The 24,039-nt window shown below is 69.6% G+C and carries 19 protein-coding genes and 1 pseudogene; 5 read left to right on the top strand and 15 right to left on the bottom strand.

Annotation, left to right across the window (positions count from 1 at the left end; all coding sequences use genetic code 11):
* Positions 1–389: 389 nt before the first annotated feature.
* Positions 390–1,370, top strand: coding sequence for a type VII secretion-associated serine protease mycosin (gene mycP / locus Dvina_RS01020; RefSeq protein WP_246655948.1), 981 nt, complete (start codon positions 390–392; stop codon positions 1,368–1,370).
* A gap of 625 nt (positions 1,371–1,995) precedes the next feature.
* Here mycP and Dvina_RS01015 read toward each other — a convergent pair.
* Together Dvina_RS01015 and Dvina_RS01010 are read right to left on the bottom strand one after the other, a co-directional pair.
* Positions 1,996–2,295, bottom strand: coding sequence for a WXG100 family type VII secretion target (locus tag Dvina_RS01015; protein ID WP_223100496.1), 300 nt, complete (start codon positions 2,293–2,295; stop codon positions 1,996–1,998).
* Positions 2,296–2,309: 14 nt separating this feature from the next.
* Positions 2,310–2,636 carry a WXG100 family type VII secretion target gene (locus tag Dvina_RS01010; protein ID WP_223100495.1) on the bottom strand — a complete coding sequence of 109 codons (327 nt, stop codon included), beginning with the start codon at positions 2,634–2,636 and terminating at the stop codon, positions 2,310–2,312.
* Between the two features lie 187 nt (positions 2,637–2,823).
* Here Dvina_RS01010 and Dvina_RS01005 point away from each other — a divergent pair, with 187 nt between their 5' ends.
* Complete coding sequence (locus Dvina_RS01005) at positions 2,824–3,645, top strand: DNA adenine methylase (protein ID WP_223100494.1); 822 nt, start codon at positions 2,824–2,826, stop codon at positions 3,643–3,645.
* Here the strand turns inward: Dvina_RS01005 and eccB are convergent.
* Entirely contained in the window at positions 3,639–5,066 is a 1,428-nt protein-coding gene (eccB, locus tag Dvina_RS01000; protein WP_223100493.1) for a type VII secretion protein EccB, read from the bottom strand. The two genes, Dvina_RS01005 and eccB, sit on opposite strands and share 7 nt — an antisense overlap.
* On the opposite strand from eccB, the gene Dvina_RS00995 reads away from it, so the two are divergent.
* The 3 genes and pseudogenes from Dvina_RS00995 (at position 5,065) to rarD (ending at position 9,390) form a co-directional block, all read left to right on the top strand.
* Complete coding sequence (locus Dvina_RS00995) at positions 5,065–6,966, top strand: hypothetical protein (protein WP_223100492.1); 1,902 nt, start codon at positions 5,065–5,067, stop codon at positions 6,964–6,966. The genes eccB and Dvina_RS00995 overlap by 2 nt on opposite strands.
* A gap of 45 nt (positions 6,967–7,011) precedes the next feature.
* Positions 7,012–7,359, top strand: a pseudogene (locus Dvina_RS53950) (phage holin family protein); the annotation flags it as partial.
* A 1,089-nt stretch (positions 7,360–8,448) separates the two neighbouring features.
* Positions 8,449–9,390 carry an EamA family transporter RarD gene (gene rarD / locus Dvina_RS00985; protein WP_223100490.1) on the top strand — a complete coding sequence of 314 codons (942 nt, stop codon included), beginning with the start codon at positions 8,449–8,451 and terminating at the stop codon, positions 9,388–9,390.
* A 127-nt stretch (positions 9,391–9,517) separates the two neighbouring features.
* Here rarD and Dvina_RS53945 read toward each other — a convergent pair whose 3' ends face one another.
* The 12 genes from Dvina_RS53945 to Dvina_RS00925 all read right to left on the bottom strand — a co-directional run bounded on the left by Dvina_RS53945 (position 9,518) and on the right by Dvina_RS00925 (position 24,038).
* Positions 9,518–10,390 carry an anti-sigma factor family protein gene (locus Dvina_RS53945; RefSeq protein WP_246655947.1) on the bottom strand — a complete coding sequence of 291 codons (873 nt, stop codon included), beginning with the start codon at positions 10,388–10,390 and terminating at the stop codon, positions 9,518–9,520.
* Positions 10,387–10,881, bottom strand: coding sequence for a sigma-70 family RNA polymerase sigma factor (locus tag Dvina_RS00975; RefSeq protein WP_223105243.1), 495 nt, complete (start codon positions 10,879–10,881; stop codon positions 10,387–10,389). Before Dvina_RS00975 ends, Dvina_RS53945 begins: the two co-directional genes overlap by 4 nt.
* A 226-nt stretch (positions 10,882–11,107) precedes the next feature.
* Positions 11,108–11,884, bottom strand: coding sequence for an IclR family transcriptional regulator (locus tag Dvina_RS00970; protein WP_223100489.1), 777 nt, complete (start codon positions 11,882–11,884; stop codon positions 11,108–11,110).
* A gap of 518 nt (positions 11,885–12,402) precedes the next feature.
* Positions 12,403–13,521 (bottom strand): polyprenyl synthetase family protein, encoded by a 1,119-nt coding sequence (locus Dvina_RS00965; protein WP_223100488.1) that lies wholly within the window; start codon positions 13,519–13,521, stop codon positions 12,403–12,405.
* 11 nt (positions 13,522–13,532) lie between these two features.
* On the bottom strand, positions 13,533–15,017 hold the full coding sequence (gene nuoN / locus Dvina_RS00960) for an NADH-quinone oxidoreductase subunit NuoN (RefSeq protein WP_246656473.1): 1,485 nt from the start codon (positions 15,015–15,017) through the stop codon (positions 13,533–13,535).
* 47 nt (positions 15,018–15,064) lie between these two features.
* Positions 15,065–16,600, bottom strand: coding sequence for an NADH-quinone oxidoreductase subunit M (locus tag Dvina_RS00955; RefSeq protein ID WP_223100486.1), 1,536 nt, complete (start codon positions 16,598–16,600; stop codon positions 15,065–15,067).
* Positions 16,597–18,507, bottom strand: coding sequence for an NADH-quinone oxidoreductase subunit L (gene nuoL / locus Dvina_RS00950; RefSeq protein ID WP_380030830.1), 1,911 nt, complete (start codon positions 18,505–18,507; stop codon positions 16,597–16,599). The genes Dvina_RS00955 and nuoL overlap by 4 nt, the downstream gene beginning before the upstream one ends.
* 10 nt (positions 18,508–18,517) lie before the next feature.
* Positions 18,518–18,817: an NADH-quinone oxidoreductase subunit NuoK gene (nuoK, locus tag Dvina_RS00945; protein WP_223100484.1), complete on the bottom strand. Its 300-nt coding sequence runs from the start codon at positions 18,815–18,817 to the stop codon at positions 18,518–18,520.
* Positions 18,814–19,581, bottom strand: a complete 768-nt coding sequence (locus Dvina_RS00940) for an NADH-quinone oxidoreductase subunit J (protein ID WP_223105242.1) — start codon at positions 19,579–19,581, stop codon at positions 18,814–18,816. Before Dvina_RS00940 ends, nuoK begins: the two co-directional genes overlap by 4 nt.
* An 8-nt stretch (positions 19,582–19,589) precedes the next feature.
* Complete coding sequence (gene nuoI, locus Dvina_RS00935; RefSeq protein ID WP_223100483.1) at positions 19,590–20,138, bottom strand: NADH-quinone oxidoreductase subunit NuoI; 549 nt, start codon at positions 20,136–20,138, stop codon at positions 19,590–19,592.
* 76 nt (positions 20,139–20,214) lie between these two features.
* On the bottom strand, positions 20,215–21,561 hold the full coding sequence (gene nuoH, locus Dvina_RS00930) for an NADH-quinone oxidoreductase subunit NuoH (RefSeq protein ID WP_223100482.1): 1,347 nt from the start codon (positions 21,559–21,561) through the stop codon (positions 20,215–20,217).
* Positions 21,558–24,038, bottom strand: coding sequence for an NADH-quinone oxidoreductase subunit G (locus tag Dvina_RS00925; RefSeq protein ID WP_223100481.1), 2,481 nt, complete (start codon positions 24,036–24,038; stop codon positions 21,558–21,560). The genes nuoH and Dvina_RS00925 overlap by 4 nt, the downstream gene beginning before the upstream one ends.
* Position 24,039: the final 1 nt, after the last annotated feature.

The following is a 24,039-nucleotide window of genomic DNA, read 5'->3' as shown; positions in this document are numbered from 1 at the left end:
GATGGACGACAGCGACCTGGCCCGGGACCGCTCAACGACGCCCAAACCCCTACCATCACCCCATGCGAAGCCGCCGGCGAACGCTGTCCATTTTGACGGTTTTGTCGGCCATTGCGGGTTTTTCCACTATGAGCCGAACAGTAATCACAGAATCACCGTCGGCAACAAAAACCGTTTGGACGGCATCCGGTACCGCATGGGCCCCGGCCAATGCCCCACCCGCTCGCGGAAGCGCACCGCTTTTCGCCCCGGCCGCCCGAGCCCCGGCGACGTGCCCGAGCCCGCCAAAGCAGCCGGCCCCGTCGGCGTCGGCGGTGCCGTGGGCTTCCCAGCGGTACGACCAATCGCGTCTGCACGCCTTGGCCGACGGCCACGGCATTGTGGTGGCGGTGATCGACTCCGGCGTGGACGCCCGCAACCCCCAGCTCAGGGACGCCGTCCAGCCCGGCCCCGACCAGCTGGACGGCGGCAGCTCCACGCTCGACTGCGTAGGCCACGGCACGGCAGTGGCCGGCATCATCGCCGCCCGCCCGACGCCGGCCACGAAGTTCTACGGCCTCGCCCCGGCCGCCACCATCCTGGCCCTCCGCGTGACCGAGCAGACCGAAGCCGAGAACGGCACAACAACCGGCCGCCGTGGTACTCCCACAGCTCTGGCCAACGCCATCCGCGACGCGGTGACCAGGCATGCGCAGGTCATCAACCTGAGCCTGGTCTCGTACACGGACGACCCAGCCATCCGCGAGGCCGTGCAGTACGCCGTGGACAACGACGTCGTGCTGGTAGCCGCCGTTGGCAACAACAAGGAGCTGGGCAACAAAACCCCGTACCCAGCCGCGTACGACGGCGTCCTGGGCGTCGGCTCGATCACCCCGGAGGGCCAGCGGGCCGCCACTTCCCAGACGGGCTCGTACGTCGACCTGGTGGCCCCGGGCACCCAGATCCTGACGACGGCCACGCCAGACGGCCTGACCACGATGGAGGGCACCAGCTTCGCCGCCCCCTTCGTCTCAGCCACAGCCGCCCTGCTCCGCCAGTACCGCCCCGACCTGACCGCCACCCAGATAACCGCCCACCTGAAAGCCACAGCCGACGGCGGCCAGTCCGGCGACGGCTACGGCGCGGGCCTACTGAACCCGTACCGTGCCCTGACCGAATGGACAGACGCCTCTCCCAAACCGGCCCCCCAATCCCTGCACCAGCCCCCCACCAGGCCAAACCCAACCGCCGAGTCAGCAGCAACCCGCCGAACCCTGACCTGGGCACTCACGGGACTGACGGCGATCGCGGCGTCCGCCCTACTCGCCGCGGTGATCCCAAGAGCCCGCCGCCGCAACTGGCGCCCCGGCCTACTCAACCCAAAGCCTTAACCGCACCCACAGTGCAGATACCTGCCACCTTCAACGCCGCCACCGAGGCACAGCGCTCGGAGACGCGCTACGTGATCCGGCCCAGGCAGACGTTCACCATCTCCCACCCATCGCGAGCCTGACGCGCCGCCGCGGACCACCGACCAGCCCCAGCCCGCAGCCGCCGCCGGGCCTCGCCAACTCAGCAGCCCGAGCCAGCGCAGCGCAAGGCAGCCCGCCCCAGCGCAGCGCAAGGCAGCGCACCATCAGCTCTGGCTCATCTCTGACACAGCGCGCCGCCGTAACCGCCTGCCGGCCCCGCGTCGCCCGACCCCAGCACGCACCACGCCCAGCACGCACCACGCCCAGCACGCACCACGCCCAGCACGCACCACGCCCAGCACGCACCACGCCCAGCACGCACCACGCCCAGCACGCACCACGGCGCCCCCGGAGGGGAGCGCCGCTCAGATCGGCCGCCGCGCCCGCCCTGAAGCCTCCGAGGACCGCCAGCCTGAAGTCCCCTGTGGTGCGCCAGCCCTCCCGCACTTCGTGCGACACGCCAGGCGTTGACCGGCCCTGCAGGCGCTGTGCCAGCCTGTAGACGCGTCGGTCCGCTCCCCGCCCTCGCCCGGGCGCGCGGAGGTCAGCCCTGGCCGGGGAAGAGGCGGGTGTTGCGGGCCTCCGTCTCCTGGTATCGCTGCATCGACTCCTCGACCCCGGCCTTCACGTCGCGGAGCATCTGGGCCAGGTCAGCGCCGGCGCGTTCCCAATTGGCCTGGCGCAGGGCGTACGCGTCCTTGGCGTCGCCGTGCCAGTTGGCGGTGAGGCGTTTGCCCAGGTCGGATACCTCGTCCAGGCGGGCGTGGAGGGTGTTCAGCGCGGCCTGGATGGATTGGCCGGCGTGCTCCAGGGCGCCGAAGTCGACTACCAGCGTGTCGTCCATGTGAGCCTCCGGGTTCAGCCGCCGAGAGCGGACAGGTCGGTGGTGCCGGCGCGGCGGATGTTGGTCGCGGCCTCGGTGTCGGTGGCGTCGTAGTTGCGGCCGGCGGTGCGCAGGCCCTCGGAGGTCTCCAGGAGGTTGCGGTTGAGGACGTCCTGGTCGTTGCGGAACGCGATCTTCACCTGCTCGAACGTCCGGCCGCCGGCGCCCTGCCAGCCCGCGCGGGTCACCTCGAGCTCGCGCATCAGCGTGTTGAGCATGCTTTGCAGTTCGCCATTCACCTGTTCGAACCGCTGCGCGGCCGAGTTGAGTTCGGCCTGCTGCGCCTGGGTCGTCTGCGCCATCGGCGATCACCCCGTTTCTCGAAGCGGACACACTTGATCTCAAGAACCAGTTATCAACAACCGGGCGCCGCACAATCCCGTGGCCAACTCGGAACGCCCCCGACGCTATCCGCCCCCCACGACCCCCCACCAGACCCAATGCCAGCCTGTGGATAACTTCCGGCATTTCGCCTTTATGATGTCCGGCATGGCTGCGCCGGGGCGATCTTCACGCGGGGACGTCCGGTCGTTCATCAAGTGGGCCGGCGGCAAGACGCGCTATGCCGCTCAGCTGGTGGCGGCCGCCCCGCCGTTCACCGGCCGCTACTGGGAACCGTTCATGGGCAGCGCCGCCGTCTTCTTCGAGCTGAACCCGGCCAAGGCGGTGCTCTCCGACGCCAACCCCGAACTCGTCGCCTGTTTCCGGGCCGTCGCCGCCCAGCCGGAGGCCGTGATGGCGCGCCTCGACGCGATGGCGAATACGCCCGAGAACTTCGCCCTGGTGCGCCGGCAAAACCCCGCCGAACTGGGCGCGGTCGAGCGGGCGGCCCGCGTGATATATCTCAACAAGACGGCGTTTCGGGGGCTGTGGCGGGTCAATCGGCGCGGCCTGTTCAACACGCCTTACGGTGCTTACGATCGGCCGTACTATCGGCGGGAAACGCTTCTGGAAGCGTCGCGAGCCCTCACCGGAGTCGACGTGCGCCTGTGCGACTTCGCCGATGCATTGCGCGAGGCGGAGGCCGGCGACTGGGTGTTTCTGGACCCGCCGTATCTGCCGGAGGGCGGGTTCGCGGATTTCAAAAGGTACACCTCAGGCCAGTTCCGAAACGACGATCACGAGCGGCTGGCGGCGGAGATGCATGCGGCTTCGGCCCGCGGCGTACTGCTCACCATGACCAACAGCGACACCGACGCCACCCGCGCAATTTACGCCGGATTCCGCACGACCCGGATGGCGACTCGCCGCGACATCAATCTGCGCGCGGCCGCCCGGGCGAGCTTTGACCTGGTGCTCACGAACTATTGAACAACCGCGTTGGCCGCGGCCGGGTCGAGCGCGGGGCCCGAGGGCAGGAGTGCGACAATTGCGGCAGGTATCGTGGCCGGCTGCACGCCGGCGTATCCGAGGGCGCCCAGCACGTCGGGTGACGGTATTGCGTGACGCTTTCCGAGGTCGGTGACCAGGGTGAGCACGCCGGTGTCCGTGCGCACGAGGGCACCGCTTCCCGCCGGCACCACGACGCGATCGGCCAGCACCGCGCCGGCGGCTGTGGCCGAGGGAGTCCGCAGGGCGTGGGTGAGGTCGGGGAGCTCCGGGTCGATTGTGAGGGCACTGGCGGTACAAATAAATCGGAAGTGGCTTTCAAGCAGTTCTGGCGGTGCCGCCGGTAGCGCTCCTTCGCCTCCCGGATCCACGGCGAATGGTTTGACCTGACCGTTCGGGACCATTTTGGTCAGATCCGCCGGCGTCAGCGACAGGGATCGGCCGCCGGGCTGGACGCTCTGCGTTTCCGGCGCCGCGAGCAGTAATTGGGCCTGCAGCGGTGTGATCGACGCCAAGCCGTCCGCGGTGACGACGAATGCTTCCTGGCGGTCTCCGGTGGTTACGGCAAATACCTGGCCGACTTTGCCGGCTGCGACCGTCCGGCCCCGGTCCACAATGGTGGGGATCGCGAGGTCGGTACCGCTCGGTATCGCGTGCAGCAATGCCTGCGCCACCTCGACCACCGGCCGGGAAGACCACACCAGCGCCGGCAATACCGCGCCAGGCTGGCGAATGAGGTGCTTGAACCCGCGCCAGAGCAGATACGCCTGCCGGTCCGGCCCGTTCACCAAAATTCCCTTTTCTTTGGCGGGGGTACCCCCTGAAGGGCCGCCGCCGACGAAGAGCACTGATCCGTCAGGCGTCGAGCACACCGTCCACGCATCTTTACGCAGGGCGGCCGCCGGCGGAAGTGAGGCCGGCGCGCCCGGGATGCCGAGGCTCTCCCCGCGCGGCGCCGCGGCCAGCGCCGAACGCGGCACGACAACCGTCGCCGCCCCGGCCGTATTGAGGATGAGCAGCGCCGATGCCTGATTGAGGACGGGGTGCAGGACGTCGTCGCGGTACACGAACAATGCACCCGACTCCGCCTCGACAATGACAGCCTTGTCATTTCGCCATTTGCCAGAACTCCCAGGCCGCAGCACCGCCAGCGCGGCCGCCCCGCCCACGCCGAGCGCGGAGAGCAGCACCCCGACCAGCACGGCGCCGAGTACCCGCCGAAATGGCCGCTGAACAGGGTCGGGCTCCCTTACGACGAGCGCGGAGATCACCCGCTGGACCACGAACTGGTACGACTGCAGTTGGTCCTGCCGCGACGCCATCGGCCCCCCAAAAATGTCGTACCGGCGCCATACGATAAGCCCGTCCACTTCATCGGCGGGGGGCGATATGTCGGCGGCCATGCGAATAGTGCTCGCCCAGGCGGCGCTCGCCCTTGCGGCCATAGCCTGGGCCGCCGGTGGACTGTGGCCCTACGCCGGCCTGCCGTTGGCGCTGGTGATGCTTATTTCGGGGGTACTGCGACCCGGCCCACGATCCACAGCGAGCCTGCCGACCGGCACCGGAAACGGGCAGCTGCTCGCCCTCGTGCGGCCCGATGTGTCGGTTTCGGCCATCGCCGTGGACGAGGCGGACATGGGAACACTCGAGGACGCCGACGGCCTCGTCGCACTCATACGCGTGGGAGACGTATCGGCGCTGCTCGGCGCCGCCCCGGCGCCCCTGCCGCCACTGCGTGCGCTGCTGCCGCCACCGGCTCCCGACTTACCCGAGGTTTGCGTCCAGCTGCTGATCAGCACGGCCGCGGCCCCCACGACACCGGCGACGGCGCCTTCGGCCGAGTCCTATCGCCAACTCACCAACGGCCGGCTCTTCGCGCACCAGCGGGTGCACATCGCCGTGCGGGTGCGGCGGGCCGGCGGATTTCGGCGGGCCGACCTGGCCGAGACGCTGCTGCTGGCCGTGCGCCGGATCAGCCGGCTGGTCATCGGGGCCGGGCTTGCGGCTCGGCCGCTCGCGGCGCAGCCGGCGCTGACCGCCCTGGGCGAGGCGGCGCAGCACGATCCCGACCATCCGGTCCGGGCGACGGGGTCCGGGCTGGAGGTCGGCGGGCGGCGCCAGGCAGTGTTCCGAATACAGGTGGGGCCCGAGCTGGGTCAGCTGTTCGAGTGGCTGCCGATGCTGCCGGCGGCGGCGAGCACCGTCTCGCTCACCGCGCAGTTCGCCGGCCGCACAAAAGATGCGCATCGAGTCCGTTCGGCCGCACCTCCCGCATTCGCTGAAGCCGATCTCGGGCTCGCCTCCGCGAGCGCGGGAGGGACCGTGGCGTCCGATCTGTCAGGTTCGGCGGGCGGCGGGTCGACTGCGGTGGTGGAGCGGCCTCCCGTCCGGGCCGAGCTGACGGTACGGCTTGCGGCGGTGGACGAGGCGACCCTCGCGCAGAGCGTCACGGCCCTGCAGCGGCTGGCGGAGGCGGCCGGCGCTCAGGTGGTGCCGTTCGAGGGCCCGCGGCTCGACGGGCTGGCGGCGACGTTGCCCCTGGGTGGCGGCGCGCCCCGGGATGCCGCGGTGCTGGCCGGGCTCGTCGCCGGGCGCGATGGGCCGTCCGTCGGCGGCGACCGGTTGGCGGCGGCGACACCGGTGGTGGGTGGCGACGGCGTCATGCTGGGGGTCAATCGGCACGGCCAGCCGCTCGTCGTCCGGCTGTTCCGGCCGGAGCCGACGCGGGTCGCCGTGATCGGGGGGCTGCGGTGCGCACAGATGGTCGTGCTGCGGGCCCTGGCCGTCGGTGGGCGGGTTCTGGTGCAGTCGTCGCGGCCATATGCGTGGGAACCGTTGCTGCGGGCTCTCGGCAGCGTGGAGTCGCTCGGCCTCATCCCGGCGGGGCGAGTGCCCGAGCCTCCACCGGCCACGGCCATGTCGCCGCAGCTGCTGGTGGTCGACGTCGGGCCGGTGCCGGGCCGCGTCGCCCCGGTCCCGGAGTCGCCCTGGCGGACGCTGCTGTTCCTGCGCGACGAGCTGACGCCGACCGACACCGACCTGCTGACCCGCGCCGACCTCACCGTGCTGCAGCCCCTGACCCCGCCCGTGGCCACCCTGGCCGCCGACACCCTGGGCCTGGGCGAGTCCCGGGAGTGGCTCATCCACATCGAGACCGCGATGGTCGCCGTGATCGCCAACCGCCAGACCGTCCGCTGGACCCACCTCGCGACGACCCCGCTCGAGCACCAACTCATCGGCGGCCCCGCCCGCGCCCGTCCCCGCACCCGCCGTCCACGCCGATCTCAGGGGGAGATGGGGTGATAGCGGGGTGTTCCGGGCTGGCTCGGGCGTGGCACGATCACCGGCATGGGAATCCTGATCCGGCTCGCCGTGAGTGCGTTCACGGTCTGGCTGGCGACGTTCGTGATCTCGGGAATCACGGTTTCTGGCGACACCGGGAAGAAGGTCCTCACGCTCATCGCGGTGGCGGCGATCTTCGGGGTCGTCAACGCGGTGCTGCGGCCGATCATCAAGACGATCGGGTGCTTTGCGTACGTCCTCACCCTGGGACTGATCTCGCTCGTCGTCAACGGCGCGCTGCTGCTGCTCACGAGCAAGATTGCCGAGACGCTCGACCTGCCGTTCCACGTCGACAAGTTCTGGCCCACGGCCGTCCTGGGGGCCCTCTTCATCGGCATCGTGAGCTGGCTGCTCAACTTCTTCGTGCCCGACGGCAAGGACAAGAAGCGCCGCCGCGACGACTACGACCGGCGCCCTCCGCAGCGCCCGCAACAGCAGCAGTACGGCGGCTACCAGCAGGGCTACGACCGCGGCGGCCAGCAGGGCTACGGCGGCGGGCAGCAGGGCTACGGCGGCGACCGGGGCTACGGGAACCGCGGTGGCGGCCAGCAGGGTTACGGCAACCGCGACCAGGGCTACGGCGACTACCGCTGACGGCAACCGGCGGCTGAACCGGCGAGCGTCTCCCGTGCTCCGTGCTCCGTCAGTGCTGAGACAACCGCCGTCGACATAACGCTGCGGCTGGCTGCGCACTTGCGGACGGCCAGCCGCAACGCCCCGGCCTGCGACAGCCCATCCGGACCGAACTGACAACCCTGGGACGAAACGAACCTTCCCGCTCAAAACGACCGCCGGGTCGAACCCACCCGCGGCCGGGCGCATACGCGGGGCTGATCGCGCCGTGCGATTCGTGCGCGCTCCAGTGCCTGGTCGCGTCCGTCCAGCGCATCGCGCCGTGCGGCTCGCCCGCGCCAAATGCCCGATTGCGTTCGTGCGGCCGGCCGCGGCGCACTGGCCAGTCGCGGCGCACTGGCTCGGCGCAGCGCATTGGCCAGTCGCGGCGCACTGGCTCGGCGCAGCGCGTTGGCTGGGCGCGGCGCACTGGCTCGGCGCGGCGTGGCGCGGTGGCTGGGCGCGGCGCACTGGCTCGGCGCGGCGTGGCGCGGTGGCTGGGCGCAGCGTGGCGCGGTGGCGGGTCGCCGCCCTTTTCCGTGGCGAAGCCGCCGTACTGGACGAAGCCGGTGCCGTCCTTGCGGGGCAGGTCGGCCACGCCGTCGTAGCTGGGCGCGGCGCGGCGCGTTGGCTGGGCGCGGCGGTGAATGGTGGTTGACGCGGGCCGGTGTACTGATCGGCGGGTGCGGAGGCTGGAGTCGGTGCGGCGGGCGGGGGTCTGCCGCGGCGGGCGACCTGCGCCGATCCGAGGTGGCGGCGGGTGACGAATGACATCGCGTGAGGAGTGGGACAGCGCCCACTCCTTACCGCGAAGGGCATACGGTGGAGGCCGTGGACCCCCTGCGCCGTGGCTATCTCTCCGCCCTCACCGCCAACGTGCTGTGGGGCGTGTTCCCGCTGTACTTCCACGCGCTGCGGCCGGCCGGCGCGGTCGAGGTGCTCGCGCATCGGGTGGTCTGGTCGCTGCTGAGCATGGTGCTCGTGCTGATGGTCATCCGGCGCTGGCGGAGCGTGCGGGACCTCCTGCGGCAGCGCAAGCGTATGGCCGGGCTGGCGGCCGCCGCCGTGCTCATCGCCGTCAACTGGGGCGTCTACATCTTCGCCGTGAACACGGACCGGGTGGTGGAGGCGTCGCTGGGGTACTTCATCAACCCCCTCTTCGTCATCCTGCTCGGCGTGCTCATCCTGCGCGAGCGCCTCCGCACGCTGCAGTGGGTCGCGCTCGGCATCGGGGCTGTCGCGGTGGTGATCCTGAGCGTCGACTACGGCCGGCTGCCGTGGATCGCACTCACGCTTGCCGCGTCCTTCGGGTGCTACGGGCTGGTCAAGAAGCGCCTCGGGCTGCCCGCGGCCGAGGGGCTCTTCCTGGAGTCGGGTGTCTTGATGCTGCCCGCCCTGCTGTACCTGCTGTGGCTGACCACCAACCACCAGTCCACGTTCGGCACGGTATCCGCCTGGCACTCGGTGATGCTGGCGGGGAGCGGTGTGCTGACTGCGGTACCACTGCTGCTGTTTGCGGAGGCCGCCAACCGCGTGCCGCTCTCCGGGCTCGGGATTTTGCAGTATCTGACGCCGACCCTGCAGCTCATTATCGGCGTGGCCGTCTTCAGCGAGCCGCTCCCACCGGTCCGGCTGGCCGGCTTCGTCATCGTGTGGTGCGCGCTGGCCCTGTTCAGCTGGGACGCGTTCCGAACCGCCCGGCGCAACCGGGCCGACCGCAGCCGGGCCGCCTCCACCGCGAACGAGCCTGCCGCCGTCGGCGCCACCGAGTAGAAGCACCCCGGACCACACGCCCTACTACGGGCCGCACGACGGGCCGGGGCGGCAAAGTGGCGCGGCGGACGTTCCGTGGCTAAGGGAACGTCCGCCGCGCCTGTGTGAGTGAGTAGAGGACGAAGCGTCAGGTCCCGAGGGACAGCAGAGGCGTGCCGTCGCCCTTGCGGATCTCGACGCGGGCGATGTTCGACTGCGGGATGTCGCTGTGCGCCGACAGCTCCATCTGGTCGCCCGGGCGCGCGCTCCAGGTGCTGATCTCCTGGGGCTGGCCGGTCTTGGGGACGACGACGAGGGTGTACGTCCACTTGGAGTACTCATTGCCGTTCTCGCCGGCCTTGTAGCCGCAGCGCATCCGCAGCTCGGTGCCGCCGGAGTCGTCGGAGAGGGCCAGCGAGGCGGAGACGGGTACCGTCGAGGCGACCTCCCGCATCGACTCCCAGTCGGGCTGGCCCACACCGGCCGCGCGCACGCCGATGACCGCCAGGACGCCCAGGAACGCGGCTACCAGTGCGGTGCCGACGGTCTGGAGACGGCTGCGGCGGCGGGCGTGGCGGCGGGCGCTCTGGGCCCGGTCGAGGACTCGGGGCAGCAGGGGGTCGACCGGGCTGCCGTTGACCCTGGGGGTCGGCGGAACGGCGGTCGGGCCGGCCCAGCGGGAGTCGGTCGGGCTGACGGTGGGGCCGTCATCGGGCGTGACGGTAGGACCGGCCCAGCGCGCGCCCGTTGCGGCCGTGGGGCCACCGGAGGTGCGGCCGAGCGGCACATCGGCCAAAAAAGGCGGGCCGTCCGCATCGAGTTCGTCATCTGACGCCAGGGCGATCTGCGCGGCGATCTCCGGGTCGAGCCGACCCAGCAGGCCCGGCAGGTCGGAGAACTCCGCCACCTCCGCACGGCACTGCGCACAGTCGGCGAGATGCCGCTCGTATGCCTCGCGCTCGGGCGGCGACAACGCCCCCAGCACGTAGACGGCCGAGTCATGGAGGTGCTCACACCTCATTGCGTCACCCCCAACTCCTCTAGGACGACCTTCAGCGAACGCAGTGCGTAGTATGTGCGCGACTTGACTGTGCCCGCAGGCACGCCGAGCCGCTCTGCCGCCTCGGCGACCGAGCGTCCGGCGTAGAAGCACTCCACCAGCACCTCCCGGTGCGGGCGCGAGAGCCTCGTCAGCGCCTCCGCGATCACCCATGACTCCACGGCTCGCTCCGTTTCATCGACCACCACCGGAGTCTCCGGCATCTGATCGGTGAACACCTCCCCCACCCGCGCGGACCGTCTTCGCCATGCGTCGATGGCGAGGTTCCGGGCAGTGGTGAAGAGCCAGGCACGGACCGAGCCACGGGCCGGGTCGAGCGCCTCCGGGTGTTGCCAGGCCCGCAGCAGAGTTTCCTGTACGAGGTCCTCGGCCCGTTGGCGGTCGCCACCGGTCAGTCGCAGGGTGTGCGCGAACAGCGCGTCGCCGTGCTCCGCGTGGAGCGCCTTCAGCAGGTCAGCATCGTCTCTACTCACGCTTCGTTATGTTTCCGATTCCTTCCACCAGCTTCTACGCACTAATACGCACAGAGGTTCACGGGTCCGGCAGTTGTCGCGCACACGACACGCCCTAGAGCCCGGTCCAACTCCGGCATATACGAAAAATCCGATAAGTCGCGGCACGCAGTGCCCGACTTATCGGATCAAAATGGACGGTGAGCGCGAGGGCGAGACCCAACCGTTACTCGGCCAGCACCGTCGCCAGGTGGTGCGCGGTGGCCAGGAGGCGGGTGCGGACCACCTTCGCCGAGGACATCAGCTCGGCCGGTGGCAGCGCACAGGCCAGCACGACGCGGCGGTCCTGGTCGCGGTCGTTGACGACCATGACGGCGGCGCAGGCGAGGCCCTGGCGGAACTGGCCGATCTCGATCTGCATGCCGCGGCGATCGCCGGCGGAAAGGTCGGAGTCCAGGGCCTCGGGCGAGGTGAGGGTGGCCGAGGTGTACGCCTTCATGCCGTACTCCTTCAGGAACCGCCACCGCTGGTCCGCGCTCATGGTCGCCAGGAGCGCCTTGCCCAGCGCTGTCGCGTGCGCGGCGTCGTCGTAGCCGGGCACCAGGTCGTCCATGGGCGGGGTCCGCGGACCCTCGGCCATGGCCGTCACGGCGACCCGGCCGCCGACGAAGCGGCCCAGGTAGTGCGAGTACCCGGTCTCGGCGGCCGCGCGGCGCAGCCGGTCGATGACGGCGCCCGGGCCCCGGAAGGCCAGCACCAGCTCGCGGTAGCGGTCGGCGATCTCCAGCCCGACCACATATGTGCCGTTCTCCCGGCGGATCACGTAGCCCTCATAGGCAAGGGTCCGGACCAGGTGATACGTGGTGGCGACGGTGAAGTCACATCGACGCGCGATCTGCTTCACGGTCAGACCACGGGGCGACTGACCTACCGCCTCCAAGACTCGTAGGGCCCTCGAAACGCTTCGGATGAGATCCGAGGGTTCGGCTTGTGGATCCCGCACCGCCGCCCTCCCCAGCCGCAGCAGTAACTGGAGTCACACCATATGAAATCGGAGAGGGTCGAGGGAACAATCTGATCATTTATGGCGCGAGGTCAGGGGAAATTGTAGGGCTACACATAGCGATGAACGGACCATTTTGGACATGGCGATCGTGTTACTCACCCTGCGACACGCCGGTTGACATGAGTAACACCTTGATAGGGCCATAACGAGCCTGAGTAAGTAAGGGCGGTGCTGATGAGTATTTGGAGCACTACTGCGCATGCGTCACTCCACCGTGTCATCGAGCCGCTGCGACTTGTCGTCGGCAGGGGTACCGCGCCAGGTGGCATTGAGCAACGTGCAACTTGCTGCCGTGACGGGCGTTTTCGCAGTACACGCGCAAAGTAAAAAGACCGACGCCGGTGAAAATCACATTGACCGGCATCGGTCTCAAGGCGAACGCGAGCCAAAAAACGAAGAGCGGGGCGAACGCGTCAGCGCGGCCTACAGTGCTCCGTAAGCCTCTCGGCCCTGATCTAGTTGGTCCGGTCCGCGATGACGTCGCAGAGGGACTCCAGGGCGGCCCGGGCGGGCACGTCCGGCAGCACGGACAGCGCCTCGCGGGCCGCGTCCGAGTAACCCCGGACCGTCTCCCGCGCCTGCTTCAGCGCGGCGGAGTCGCGCAGCAGGCCCAGCGCCTCGGCGTGCAGCGCGTCGTCGGTCACCGGGCCGGCCGCGAGGATCGTCCGCAGGCGCACCGATGACGCGTCGTCGTCAGCGGACGCCAGGGCGTAGAGGACGGGCAGCGTGCGGACGCCCTCGCGCAGGTCGGTGCCCGGGGTCTTGCCCGACTCGGCGGCGTCGCTGGCGATGTCGAGGAGGTCGTCGGAGAGCTGGAAGGCGATGCCGAAGGTCTCGGCGAACCGGGCCAGCGCCTCGACCTGCTCCGGCGGGCAGCCGCCGAACATCGCGCCGAACCGGGCGCTCGTCGAGATCAGGGAGCCCGTCTTGTGCTCGAGGACCCGAAGATAGTGGCGGATCGCGTCCTCGCCGTCGAGCGGGCCGGCGGTCTCGTCGATCTGACCGTGGACCAGGCGCGAGAACGTGCTCGCCTGGATCTTCACGGCGTCGACGCCCAGCTCGGCGGCCAGGTCGGCGGCGCGCGAGAAGAGGTAGTCGCCGACCAGGATGGCCAGCGCGTTGCCCCAGCGCGAGTTGGCGCTCGGCGCACCCCGGCGGACCGGGGCCTCGTCCATCACGTCGTCGTGATACAGCGTGGCCAGGTGGGTCAGCTCGACCACCGCGCCCGCCGTGACGACGTCGCGGGACGTCGGATCGCCGAACTGGGCGGCCAGACCGACGAGCAGCGGGCGCACCCGCTTGCCGCCGGCCGCCAGCAGGTGCCGGGACGCCTCGGTGACCAGCGGGTTGGCGCTGTGCACGGTGTCGATCAGCACCGCCTCGACGTCCCTCAGGATCGCCGATACGTTGCGCTCCAGCTCCGGATCGGCAAGGGTCAAGCCGACCGCGGCACTCGACTGCACGGTTCCCGTACTCACCACAGCTCCAACGATGCCATACGAACTCCCGACTCCCGATACAGGGACGTCCCCACGTGGCAGGCCACGGGGGACGTCACCGTCGGTGTTGCTCATGGACCGGCCAGCTAGCCGAGGAATTTTCCGGCGCTTTGGGTGACCTCGAGCAGTGCCCCCGGCGCCACACCCAGGACGAGCGTGGCGACGGTCCCGATGACCAGCGCGGCCGCCGTCATGGCGCCCGGGATGGACACGGCCGGCGTGGTCTCGCCCGGCTCGGACAGCCACATCATGACGACCACACGCAGGTAGGGGAAGGCGAGGATGGCGGAACTCACCACACCCGCGATCACCAGCCAGGTCTGGTCACCGTCGACGCCGGCCGCGAAGATACCGACCTTGGCGGTGAAACCGCTGGTCAGCGGCAGGCCGGCGAAGGCCAGCAGGATGAAGGTGAACAGCGAGGCGTACAGCGGCGAGCGCCGCCCCAGCCCGGCCCAGCGCGACAGGTGCGTGGCCTCGCCGTCGGCGTCGCGCACCAGGGTGACCACGCCGAACGCGGCGAGCACGGTGAAGCCGTACGCCACCAGGTAGAACAGCGAGCTCGACAGGCCCTTGTCGTTGAGCGAGATCACGCCGATGAGGACGTAGCCCGCGTTGGCGATCGACGAGTAGGCGAGCAGGCGCTTGATGTCGGTCTGGGTCACGGCCAGGACCGCGCCCAGGATCATGGTCAGCACGGCGATCGTGCCCAGGACCGGCTGGATCGTCCACTCGGTGCGGTGGAAGCCCACGTAGACCAGGCGCAGCAGCCCGCCGAACGCGGCGACCTTGGTGCAGGCCGCCATGAGCGCGGTGATCGGCGTCGGAGCGCCCTGGTAGACGTCGGGCGTCCACACGTGGAACGGCACCGCGGCCGCCTTGAACAGCAGGCCGATCGCGAGCATGGCCAGCCCGATGTACAGCAGGATGTTGTCCCTGCCGCCGGCCTGGATGGCACCGTCGATCGCCTTGAAGTCGATCTGACCCGCGTAGCCGTAGACGAGGGCGATGCCGAACAGGAAGAACGCCGAGGCGAACGAGCCGAGCAGGAAGTACTTCATCGCGGCCTCCTGCGACAGCAGACGCCGGCGACGGGCCAGCGCGCAGAGCAGGTATAGCGGCAGCGAGAAGACCTCGAGCGCGACGAACATCGTCAGCAGGTCGTTCGCGGTGGTGAACAGGATCATGCCGCCCAGCGCGAACATGGTGAGCGGGAAGACCTCGGTCGCCCCGCTCATCCGCACGGACTGATCGCGGTCACGGTCGGTGTTGGCGGTGACCGCGGCCTGGGCGACGAACGCGCCGCCCGACTCCAGCGACCGCTCGCCGATCAGCAGGACCGCGACGATGCCCAGCACGATGATCGCGCCGGAGAGGAACAGGCCCGGCCGGTCCATGGCCACCGCGGTGGAGGCGGTGATGACCTCGGTCTTGCCCTGGCGGATCACCATCACCAGCGCGGCGACGAGGCCGGCCAGCGACAGGGTGACCTGCACCACGTGCCGGATGCGCCGGGGCACGAAGCCCTCGACGAGCACCCCGACGCAGGCGACACCGAAGAGGATCAGCATCGGCGAGAGCGCCGCGTAATCCAGATGCGGCAGTTGGAGTTTGTCGTTCACTTGCCGGCCTCCACGGTACCCACGGTGGCTTTCGGGTCGGTCTTGCCGACGTCCTGCATCGTCGCCTTCACCGCCGGGTTGATGACGTCGATCACCGGCTTGGGGTAGAAGCCCAGCAGCAGGATCAACGCGACAAGCGGCGCGACGACGACGGCCTCACGGACGGACAGGTCCTTCCCCATGGCCTTGATCTCGGCCAGCTTCGGGTTCGGAGTGCCCTGGGTGGTGCGCTGGATCATCCAGAGCACGTAACCGGCGGCCAGGATGATGCCGGCCGTGGCGATGATCGCGACCGGCTTGTTCACCGTGAACGTGCCGATGAGCACCAGGAACTCGGAGACGAAGGGCGAGGTGCCGGGCAGCGCCAGCGAGGCGAGACCGGCGATGAAGAACACTCCGGCCAGCACCGGCATGAGCTTGCCGGCACCGCCGAAGTCGGTCACCAGGGCGCTGCCCCGGCGGGCCACCAGCATGCCGACGACCAGGAACAGCAGGCCGGTCGCGAGGCCGTGGTTGACCATGTAGAGGACCGCACCGGTGCCCGCCTGCGTCGTGAAGGCGAAGATGCCGATGCCGATGAAGCCGAAGTGCGCGATCGAGGTGTACGAGACCAGGCGCTTCAGGTCCTTCTGCCCGATCGCCACCAGAGCGCCGTAGATGATCCCGACGAGCGCGAGCGTGAGCCCGAGCCAGGCGAAGTCCTTCGACGCGTTCGGGAAGAGCGGAAGGCAGTACCGCAGAATCCCGAAGGTTCCGACCTTGTCCAGGACGCCGACAAGCAGGGCGGCCGATCCCGCGGGGGCGGCGCCACCGGCGTCCGGCAGCCAGGTGTGGAACGGGAAGAACGGCGCCTTGATAGCGAAGGCGACGAAGAACCCGAGGAACAGCCACCGCTCGGTGTTGGTGGAGAAGTCGGCGTTGACGAGCGTCTGCCAGTCGAACGTCTGGCCGCCCAGCACCCACAGGCCGACAAGCGCGGCCAGCATGAACAGACCGCCGAGCAGCGAGTAGAGGAAGAACTTCACCGCCGCGTACTGCTTGTGCTGCCCGCCGTAGGAGCCGATGAGGAAGTACATCGGCACGAGCATGACCTCGAAGAACACGTAGAACAGGAACACGTCCTGGGCGGCGAAGACGCCGATCATCGTGCATTCGAGCGAGAGCAGCAGCGCGAAGTACGCCGGCACCGACCGCTTGCTGCTCTCCGCGTCGTGCCAGGAGGCCAGGATGACGAGCGGCACCATCAGGACGATCAGCGCGATCATGACGAGCGCGATGCCGTCCACGGCGAAGGTGAACTTGGCTCCCCACTGCGGGATCCAGGTCCAGGAGTCCTTCATCTGGAACCGCTCGGCGTTGGGGCCGCTGTCGAACTTCGTCCACATGCCGACGCCGAGCGCGAAGACCACGACCGACCAGGCGAGCGCAACGCGCTTGGCCAGGTCCGGCTTGTCCTTGGGCAGCAGCGCGACCCCCACCGCGCCGACGAGCGGCGCGGCCGTGAGGACGGTCAGGTAGGGAAAGTGGCTCATCCGAACCTCACCGCAAGCGTGGCGGCCACCACGAGCACCGCACCTCCGAGGATGGAAAGGGCGTAGGAGCGCACGAACCCGGTCTGGGCCCGGCGCAATCGGCCCGATCCACCGCCGACGCCCGCGGCGAGGCCGTTGACCAGCCCGTCGATGCCACGGTTGTCGAGGTAGACCAGGGCGCGGGTCAGGTAGCGACCGGGCGCCTCGAACACGATCTCGTTGAACGAGTCGGTGTAGAGGTTGCGGCGGGCGGCGGTGACAAGCGGGTTGGCCGGCTGCTCCGCCAGGGCCGTGCCCCGGTTGAACAGCGCGATCGCCAGGCCCGCACCGACGAAGGTGAAGACGAGCGACAGGATCGTGATCACGCTGTGCGAGAGCACCGGCTCGGCCTCGGCCTGCTCGGTCCCGAACGTCGGGTTGAGCCAGTCGGGGACCGATGTCGACAGCAGCCAACCGGCGAAGACCGAGCCGACCGCCAGCAGGATCAGCGGGATCGTCATGACCGCCGGCGACTCGTGCGGCTTCTTGATGTCCTCGGTCCAGCGCTCCGGGCCGTGGAAGGTCAGCCAGAACAGCCGGGTCATGTAGAAGGCGGTCAGGCCCGCGCCCAGCAGCGCCGCCCCGCCGAAGAGCCAGGCCGTCCAGCCTTCGCGCTCGAAGGCCGCGACGATGATCGGCTCCTTGGAGAAGAAGCCGGACAGGCCGGGGAAGCCGATGATCGCCAGCCAGCCGAGGCCGAACGTGATCCAGGTGATCGGCATGTACTTGCGCAGGTTGCCGAAGCGCCGGATGTCCGTCTGGTCGTGCATCCCGTGCATGACCGACCCGGCCCCGAGGAACATGCCGGCCTTGAAGAAGCCGTGGGCGAGCAGGTGGATCAGGGCCAGCCCGTAGGCCGCCCCGCCCAGGCCGACACCCAGGAACATGTAGCCGATCTGCGAGACGGTCGACCAGGCCAGGACCCGCTTGATGTCGTCCTTGGCGCAGCCGATGATGCAGCCGATCAGCAGCGTCAGCGCGCCGACCGCGACGACCACGGTCTGGGCGTCGGGCGAGGCGTTGAACAGCGGGTGCGAGCGGGCGATCAGGTAGACGCCCGCGGTCACCATCGTGGCCGCGTGGATCAGGGCCGAGACCGGGGTCGGGCCCTCCATCGCGTCGGGGAGCCAGGCCTGCAGCGGGAACTGGCCGGACTTGCCGGCCGCGCCGAGCAGGAGCAGCAGGCAGATCCACAGGATCGCGTTGTGGCCCAGGCTGCCGGCGCTGTTGAAGACCTTGTCGTAGTCCACGGTGCCGAAGTAGGCGAACATCAGGAAGATCGCGATCGCGAAGCCCGCGTCACCGACGCGGTTCATCAGGAACGCCTTCTTACCGGCGGTCGCCGCGCTCGGGCGCAGGTACCAGAAGGAGATCAGCAGATAGGAGGCGAGACCCACGCCCTCCCAGCCGAAGTACAGCATCACGTAGTTGTTGCCGAGGACCAGCAGCAGCATCGCCGCGATGAAGAGGTTGAAGTAGCCGAAGAACTTCCGGCGCCCCGGGTCGTGCTCCATGTACCCCACCGCGTAGAGGTGGATCAGGGAGCCGACGCCGGTGATGAGCAGGACGAACATCGCCGACAGCGGATCGAACAGCAGACCCATGTCGACGTGGAAGCTCCCGACGCCGATGTAGTCCCACAGCTTGATCTCGACGCCGGATCGGTTCTCCAGCCCGCGCAGGGTGAAGAAGTACGTCAGGCCGAGCACGAACGAGGCCGCGACGCTCAACACGCCGAGCCAGTGGCCCCAGCGGTCGGCCCGCTTGCCGAGCAGCAGCAGCACTGCCGCGCTGGCCAGCGGAATCGTCGGAAGCAGCCAGAACGAGCCCAGCCACCCGGACGCCGCCGAGTAGGCGATTTGTTCCACCACCCGCTCCTTAGTACTTCAGCAGGTTCGCGTCGTCGACGCTTGCCGAGCGTCGAGTCCGGAAGATCGACATGATGATCGCCAAGCCGACGACGACCTCGGCCGCCGCCACGACCATGACGAAGAACGCCATGATCTGCCCGTCGAGCGTGCCGTTGATCCGGCTGAACGTGACAAGCGCGAGGTTTGCCGCGTTCAGCATCAACTCGATGCACATGAACAGCACGATCGCGTTCCGGCGGATGAGCACGCCCACCGCGCCGATCGTGAACAGGATCGTCGCGAGGACGATGTAGTACGTCGGAGTCACTTCTCGGTCCCCTTAGGTGCGACGTCGGCGGACGTCAACTCCCGGGTCGGGAGGATCTTGGAGATGCTGCGTTCCGAAGGCGTGCCGTCGGGCAGCCGCGCCGGGGTCGCCACCGAGTCGGAGCTGGCGAAGACGCCGGGGCCGGGCTTCGGCGCCGGGTAGTTGCCCGGGCGGAAGCGGGCCGCCATGCGCTCCGGCTGGCTGATCTTGTCTTCCTTGCGCTTCTCGATGTGCGCCAGGATCATGGCGCCCACCGCGGCGGTGATCAGCAGCGCGGACGTGACTTCGAAGACCCAGACGTACTTGGTGAAGAGCAGCCGGGAGATCCCGATCACGTTGCCGGCCGAGTTGGCCTCGGTCAGGCCCTGCGGGTTCGGGTCGCCGAGCGCGCGGTACAGCCCGATGCCGAGCAGCAGCGCCAGGCCGAGACCCAGGATGCTGGCCGCCATCCGCTGCCCGCGCAGTGTCTCGATGAGCGAGTCCGAGGAGTCGCGGCCGACGAGCATCAGCACGAACAGGAACAGCATCATGATGGCGCCGGTGTAGACGATGATCTGCACCATGCCGATGAACGGGCCGGACTGCAGGATGTAGAAGACACCCAGGCAGAGCATCGTGATGACGAGCGACAGCGCCGAGTGCACGGCGTTGCGGGCCAGCACCATGCCGAACGCGCCGAGCACCGCGATGGGCCCGAGGATCCAGAAGGTGACGGCCTCGCCGCCCTTCACGTCCCCGGCCGCGGCCAGCGTGTGCAGTGCCAAATCAGCGGTCACGAGTGAACCCCCTTGTACTGCTCGGCACCGGCGGAGGTGCCCGGGTTCTCCAGCGCGCCGACGTAGTAGTCCTTGTCGGTGTCGCCCAGGCGCATGTCGTGCGGCGGGCGCTCCATCCCCGGCAGCAGCGGCGCGAGCAGCTGCTCCTTGGTGAAGATCAGGTCGCGGCGGTTGTCGCGGGCCAGCTCGTACTCGTTGCTCATGGTCAGCGAACGGGTCGGGCAGGCCTCGATGCAGAGCCCGCAGAAGATGCAGCGGGCGTAGTTGATCTGGTACGTCTGGGCGTAGCGCTCACCGGGCGAGAAGCGCTCGTCCTCGGTGTTGTCCGCGCCCTCGACGAAGATCGCGTCCGCCGGGCACGCCCACGCGCACAGCTCACAGCCGATGCACTTCTCGAGACCGTCCGGCCAGCGGTTCAGGATGTGCCGGCCGTGGTACCGCGGCGCCGGCGGCTTGCGCTGCTCCGGGTACTCCTCGGTGACGACCTTCTTGAACATGTGCGAGAAGGTGACCCCGAAGCCCTTGAGGGTTCCACCGATACTCATGCCGCCACTCCGCTTCGCTCCGCGCCGGCCCGAGCCCCAGGCTGCAACATGATTCGATCGCTTCGCTCACTCATGATCAGCTCTCCTTGCCGGTCGGGACGGTTTCCCGCTCGACGATCACGCGCTTGGCCCGCGGGCTGGGCGGCACCTCGAGGTTCAGCGGCGGCAGCGGGAAGCCCTGGGCTCCGCCGACGCGGCCGCCCGGGTGGGCCTTCGGCAGCTCGACCCCGCTGCCCCGGCGGGAGCGCTGCAGCGCCACCAGGGCCAGGACCAGCACCACCAGGGCCACGAGGCCGATGATCACGCCCGTGCGGGCGCCGGTGCTCAGGCCGCCGTTCTGCAGCACGCGGATGCCGGACAGGGCCAGGATCCAGACCAGGTTGGCCGGGATGAGCACCTTCCAGCCGAACCGCATGAACTGGTCGTAGCGCAGCCGGGGCAGCGTGCCGCGCAGCCACACGAAGACGAACAGCAGCAGCAGCACCTTGATGGTGAACCACAGCACCGGCCACCAGCCGTGGTTTGCGCCGTCCCAGATCGAGATCGGCCACGGTGCGCGCCAGCCGCCGAGGAACAGCGTCGTGCACAGCCCGGAGACGGTGACCATGTTGATGTACTCGGCCAGGAAGAACAGCGCGAACTTCAGCGACGAGTACTCGGTGTGGAAGCCGCCCACCAGCTCCGACTCGGCCTCGGGGAGGTCGAACGGCGCCCGGTTGGTCTCGCCGACCGCGGCGGTGAAGTAGATCAGGAAGCTCGGGATGAGCAGGATGGCGTACCAGGCCGGCAGGTGCCAGGTCATGCCGAAAACGTCGGCGGTGCCGTTGCCGGCCTGGGCCGCGACGATCTCCGAGGTCGACATCGAGCCCGAGACCAGGAAGACCGAGACGATCGACAGGCCCATCGCGACCTCGTACGAGATCATCTGGGCACTCGAGCGCAGGCCGCCGAGCAGCGGGTACGTGGAGCCGGAGGCCCACCCGCCGAGCACGATGCCGTAGATCCCCATCGAGGAGCAGGCGAGGACCAGCAGTACAGCCACCGGAATGTCGGTCAGCTGCAGCGGCGTCTTCTCACCGAAGACCGAGACCACCGGGCCGAACGGGATTACCGAGAACGCGGTGAACGCGCAGACGGTCGAGATCACCGGCGCGAAGAAGAAGACCACCTTGTCCGCCAGGCGCGGCATGATGTCTTCCTTGAACGCCAGCTTCAGACCGTCGGCGAGCGACTGGAGCAGGCCGAACGGGCCGTTGCGGTTCGGGCCCGGCCGCACCTGCATGCGGGCGACGACGCGGCGCTCGTACCAGATGGCGAAGAGCGTCATGACGACCAGGAACGCGAAGATCACGATGACCTTCGCGAGCACCAGCCACCAGGTGTCTTTGCCGAACTCGTCGAGGTTGCCTGCAGCGAGTGTCACTTTGCGCTACCCCCAGTGCTGATCTCGACGAGCGCGCCTTCCGTCACGCCGAGCGTGCGGCGCAGGGTCGAGCCCGGTGAGTTCGTCGGGATCCACACGACCCCGTCGACCATGTCGGTGACGAGCGCCGGCAGGGTGATCGCACCCCGGTCGGTGCCGACCGTCACCGCGTCCCCGTCGACCACGGCCAGGTCGGCCGCGGTGCTCTTGGAGATCCGGACCACGGCGGGGCGGGCGGTGCCGGCCAGGTGGCCGTCCCCGTCCTGCAACGAGCCGCTGTCGATCAGGTGGTGCCAGGAGGCGAGGATCGCCTGGCCACTGCTCGGCTTGGCCGGCGCGCCCGCCGCCACGTCCGGGGCGGTGCCGCGGACCAGGCTCGGGTTGCCGTCCCCGGCAACCCCGCCGACGGTGCCGACGGAGACAGTGCCCGGCAGCGGCAGCTGAGCCAGGGCGGCCAGCTGGGCGCGGACCGACTCGACGTCGCCGACGCCGAGCTGCACGCCGAACTCGCGGCCCAGCGTGTCGAGCACGCGGGCGTCGCTCATGGCCTGCGTCTTGAGGACGGTGCCGAACGGGCGGACCCGGCCCTCCCAGTTGACGTAGGAGCCGGACTTCTCGGCCGCCGGGGCGATCGGGAGGACGACGTCGGCCCGCTTGGCCACCGCGCTCATCCGCAGCTCGAGGCTCACCACGAAGCCGACCCGGTCCAGGGCCTCCTCGGCGGCGATCGGGTCGGCCAGGTCGGACGGGTCGACGCCACCGACGAGCAGCGCACCGAGCCGGCCTTCGCGGGCGGCGGCGATGATGCCGTCGGTGTCGCGGCCGGAGGCACTCGGCAGCACACCGGAGTCGAGGCCCCATGCGGTGGCCACCTCGGCCCGGGCCGCCGGGTCGAACACCTGACGGCCGCCGGGCAGCAGGGTCGGCAGCACGCCGGCCTCGACCGCGCCCCGGTCGCCCGCGCGGCGCGGGACCCAGGCGAGGCGGGCGCCGGTGGACTCGGCCAGGCGGGCCGCGGCGGACAGGCCGCCGGGGACACTCGCCAGGCGCTCGCCGACGAACAGGATCGCGCCCTCGGCCGACAGCGCGGTGCGCAGCTGCTCGGACTGGTCGAGCACCTCCGCCTCGGCGCCGGGGGCCGTGAGGATGACCGTCGAGCCCAGCTTCGCGTAGCCGCGGCTGACGAACGGCGCGACCGCGTAGCTGGCCAGGCCGCGCTTGAGGTAGGTCTTGCGCGCCCGCAGGAAGATGATCGGGCACTCCTCCTCGGGCTCCAGCCCGACGAAGGCGACAGCGGGGGCCCGCTCGATGTCGGCGTAGGTGACGTCGGCCCGGCCGACGACGTGGGAGCCGAGGAACTCGGTCTCCTCCGCCGACAGCGGCCGGGCCCGGAAGTCCAGGTCGTTGGTGCCGAGGGCGACGCGGGCGAACTTGGCGTAGGCGTAGGCGTCCTCGACCGTCAGCCGGCCGCCGGCCAGCACGCCGACCCCGCCGTTGTCCTTCGCCGCGGCCAGACCGGCGGCGGCGACGCTGAGCGCCTCGGGCCAGCTGGCCGTGCGCAGCTCACCGGTCTTGCTGTCGCGGACCATCGGGGTGGTGAGGCGGTCGGTCGCGGTGACGTACTGGAACGCGAACCGGCCCTTGTCGCAGTTCCACTCCTCGTTGACCGCCGGGTCGTCGCCGGCCAGGCGCCGCATGACCTTGCCGCGGCGGTGGTCGGCCCGCTGGTCGCAGCCCGCCGCGCAGTGCTCGCACGCGTTGGGCGTCGACACCAGGTCGAAGGGGCGGGCCCGGAATCGGTACTGCGAGCTGGTGAGCGCGCCGACCGGGCAGATCTGGATCGTGTTGCCGGAGAAGTAGCTGTTGAACGGCGCGTCGTCCTCGGGCGACTCCGGGTTGCCGCGGAAGACGCCGATCTGCTCGTTGGACGAGCGCTCCATCAGGTCGATGAACTTGTCACCGGCGATCTCGTCGGAGAACCGGGTGCAGCGCTGGCAGAGCACGCACCGCTCCCGGTCGAGCAGCACCTGGGTGCTGATCGGCAGGGGCTTGGGGTACTCCCGCTTGTGCTCGACGAACCGGGTCTCGGACTGGCCGTTGCTCATCGCCTGGTTCTGCAGCGGGCACTCGCCGCCCTTGTCGCAGACCGGGCAGTCGAGCGGGTGGTTGATCAGGAGGAACTCCATGATTCCCTCCTGGGCCTTCTTGGCCACCTCGGAGGTCATCTGGGTCTTCACGACCATGCCCTCGGCCACCGGCTGGGTGCACGAGGCGACCGGCTTGCGCTGGCCCTCGATGTCGACCAGGCACTGGCGGCAGGCGCCGGCCGGGGCGAGCAGCGGGTGGTCGCAGAAGCGCGGGATCGAGATGCCGATCTGCTCGGCGGCCCGGATGACGAGCGCGCCCTTCGGCGCCTCGACCTCGATGCCGTCGATCGTCAGCTTGACTGTTTCAACCTTTGGAACGACGTCCGTCATA

The sequence above is a fragment of the Dactylosporangium vinaceum genome (assembly GCF_019904175.1).
GTDB lineage: Bacteria > Actinomycetota > Actinomycetes > Mycobacteriales > Micromonosporaceae > Dactylosporangium > Dactylosporangium vinaceum.
The sequence above is the reverse complement of the archived record's forward strand: the minus strand, read 5'-3'. Positions and strand labels throughout refer to the sequence as shown.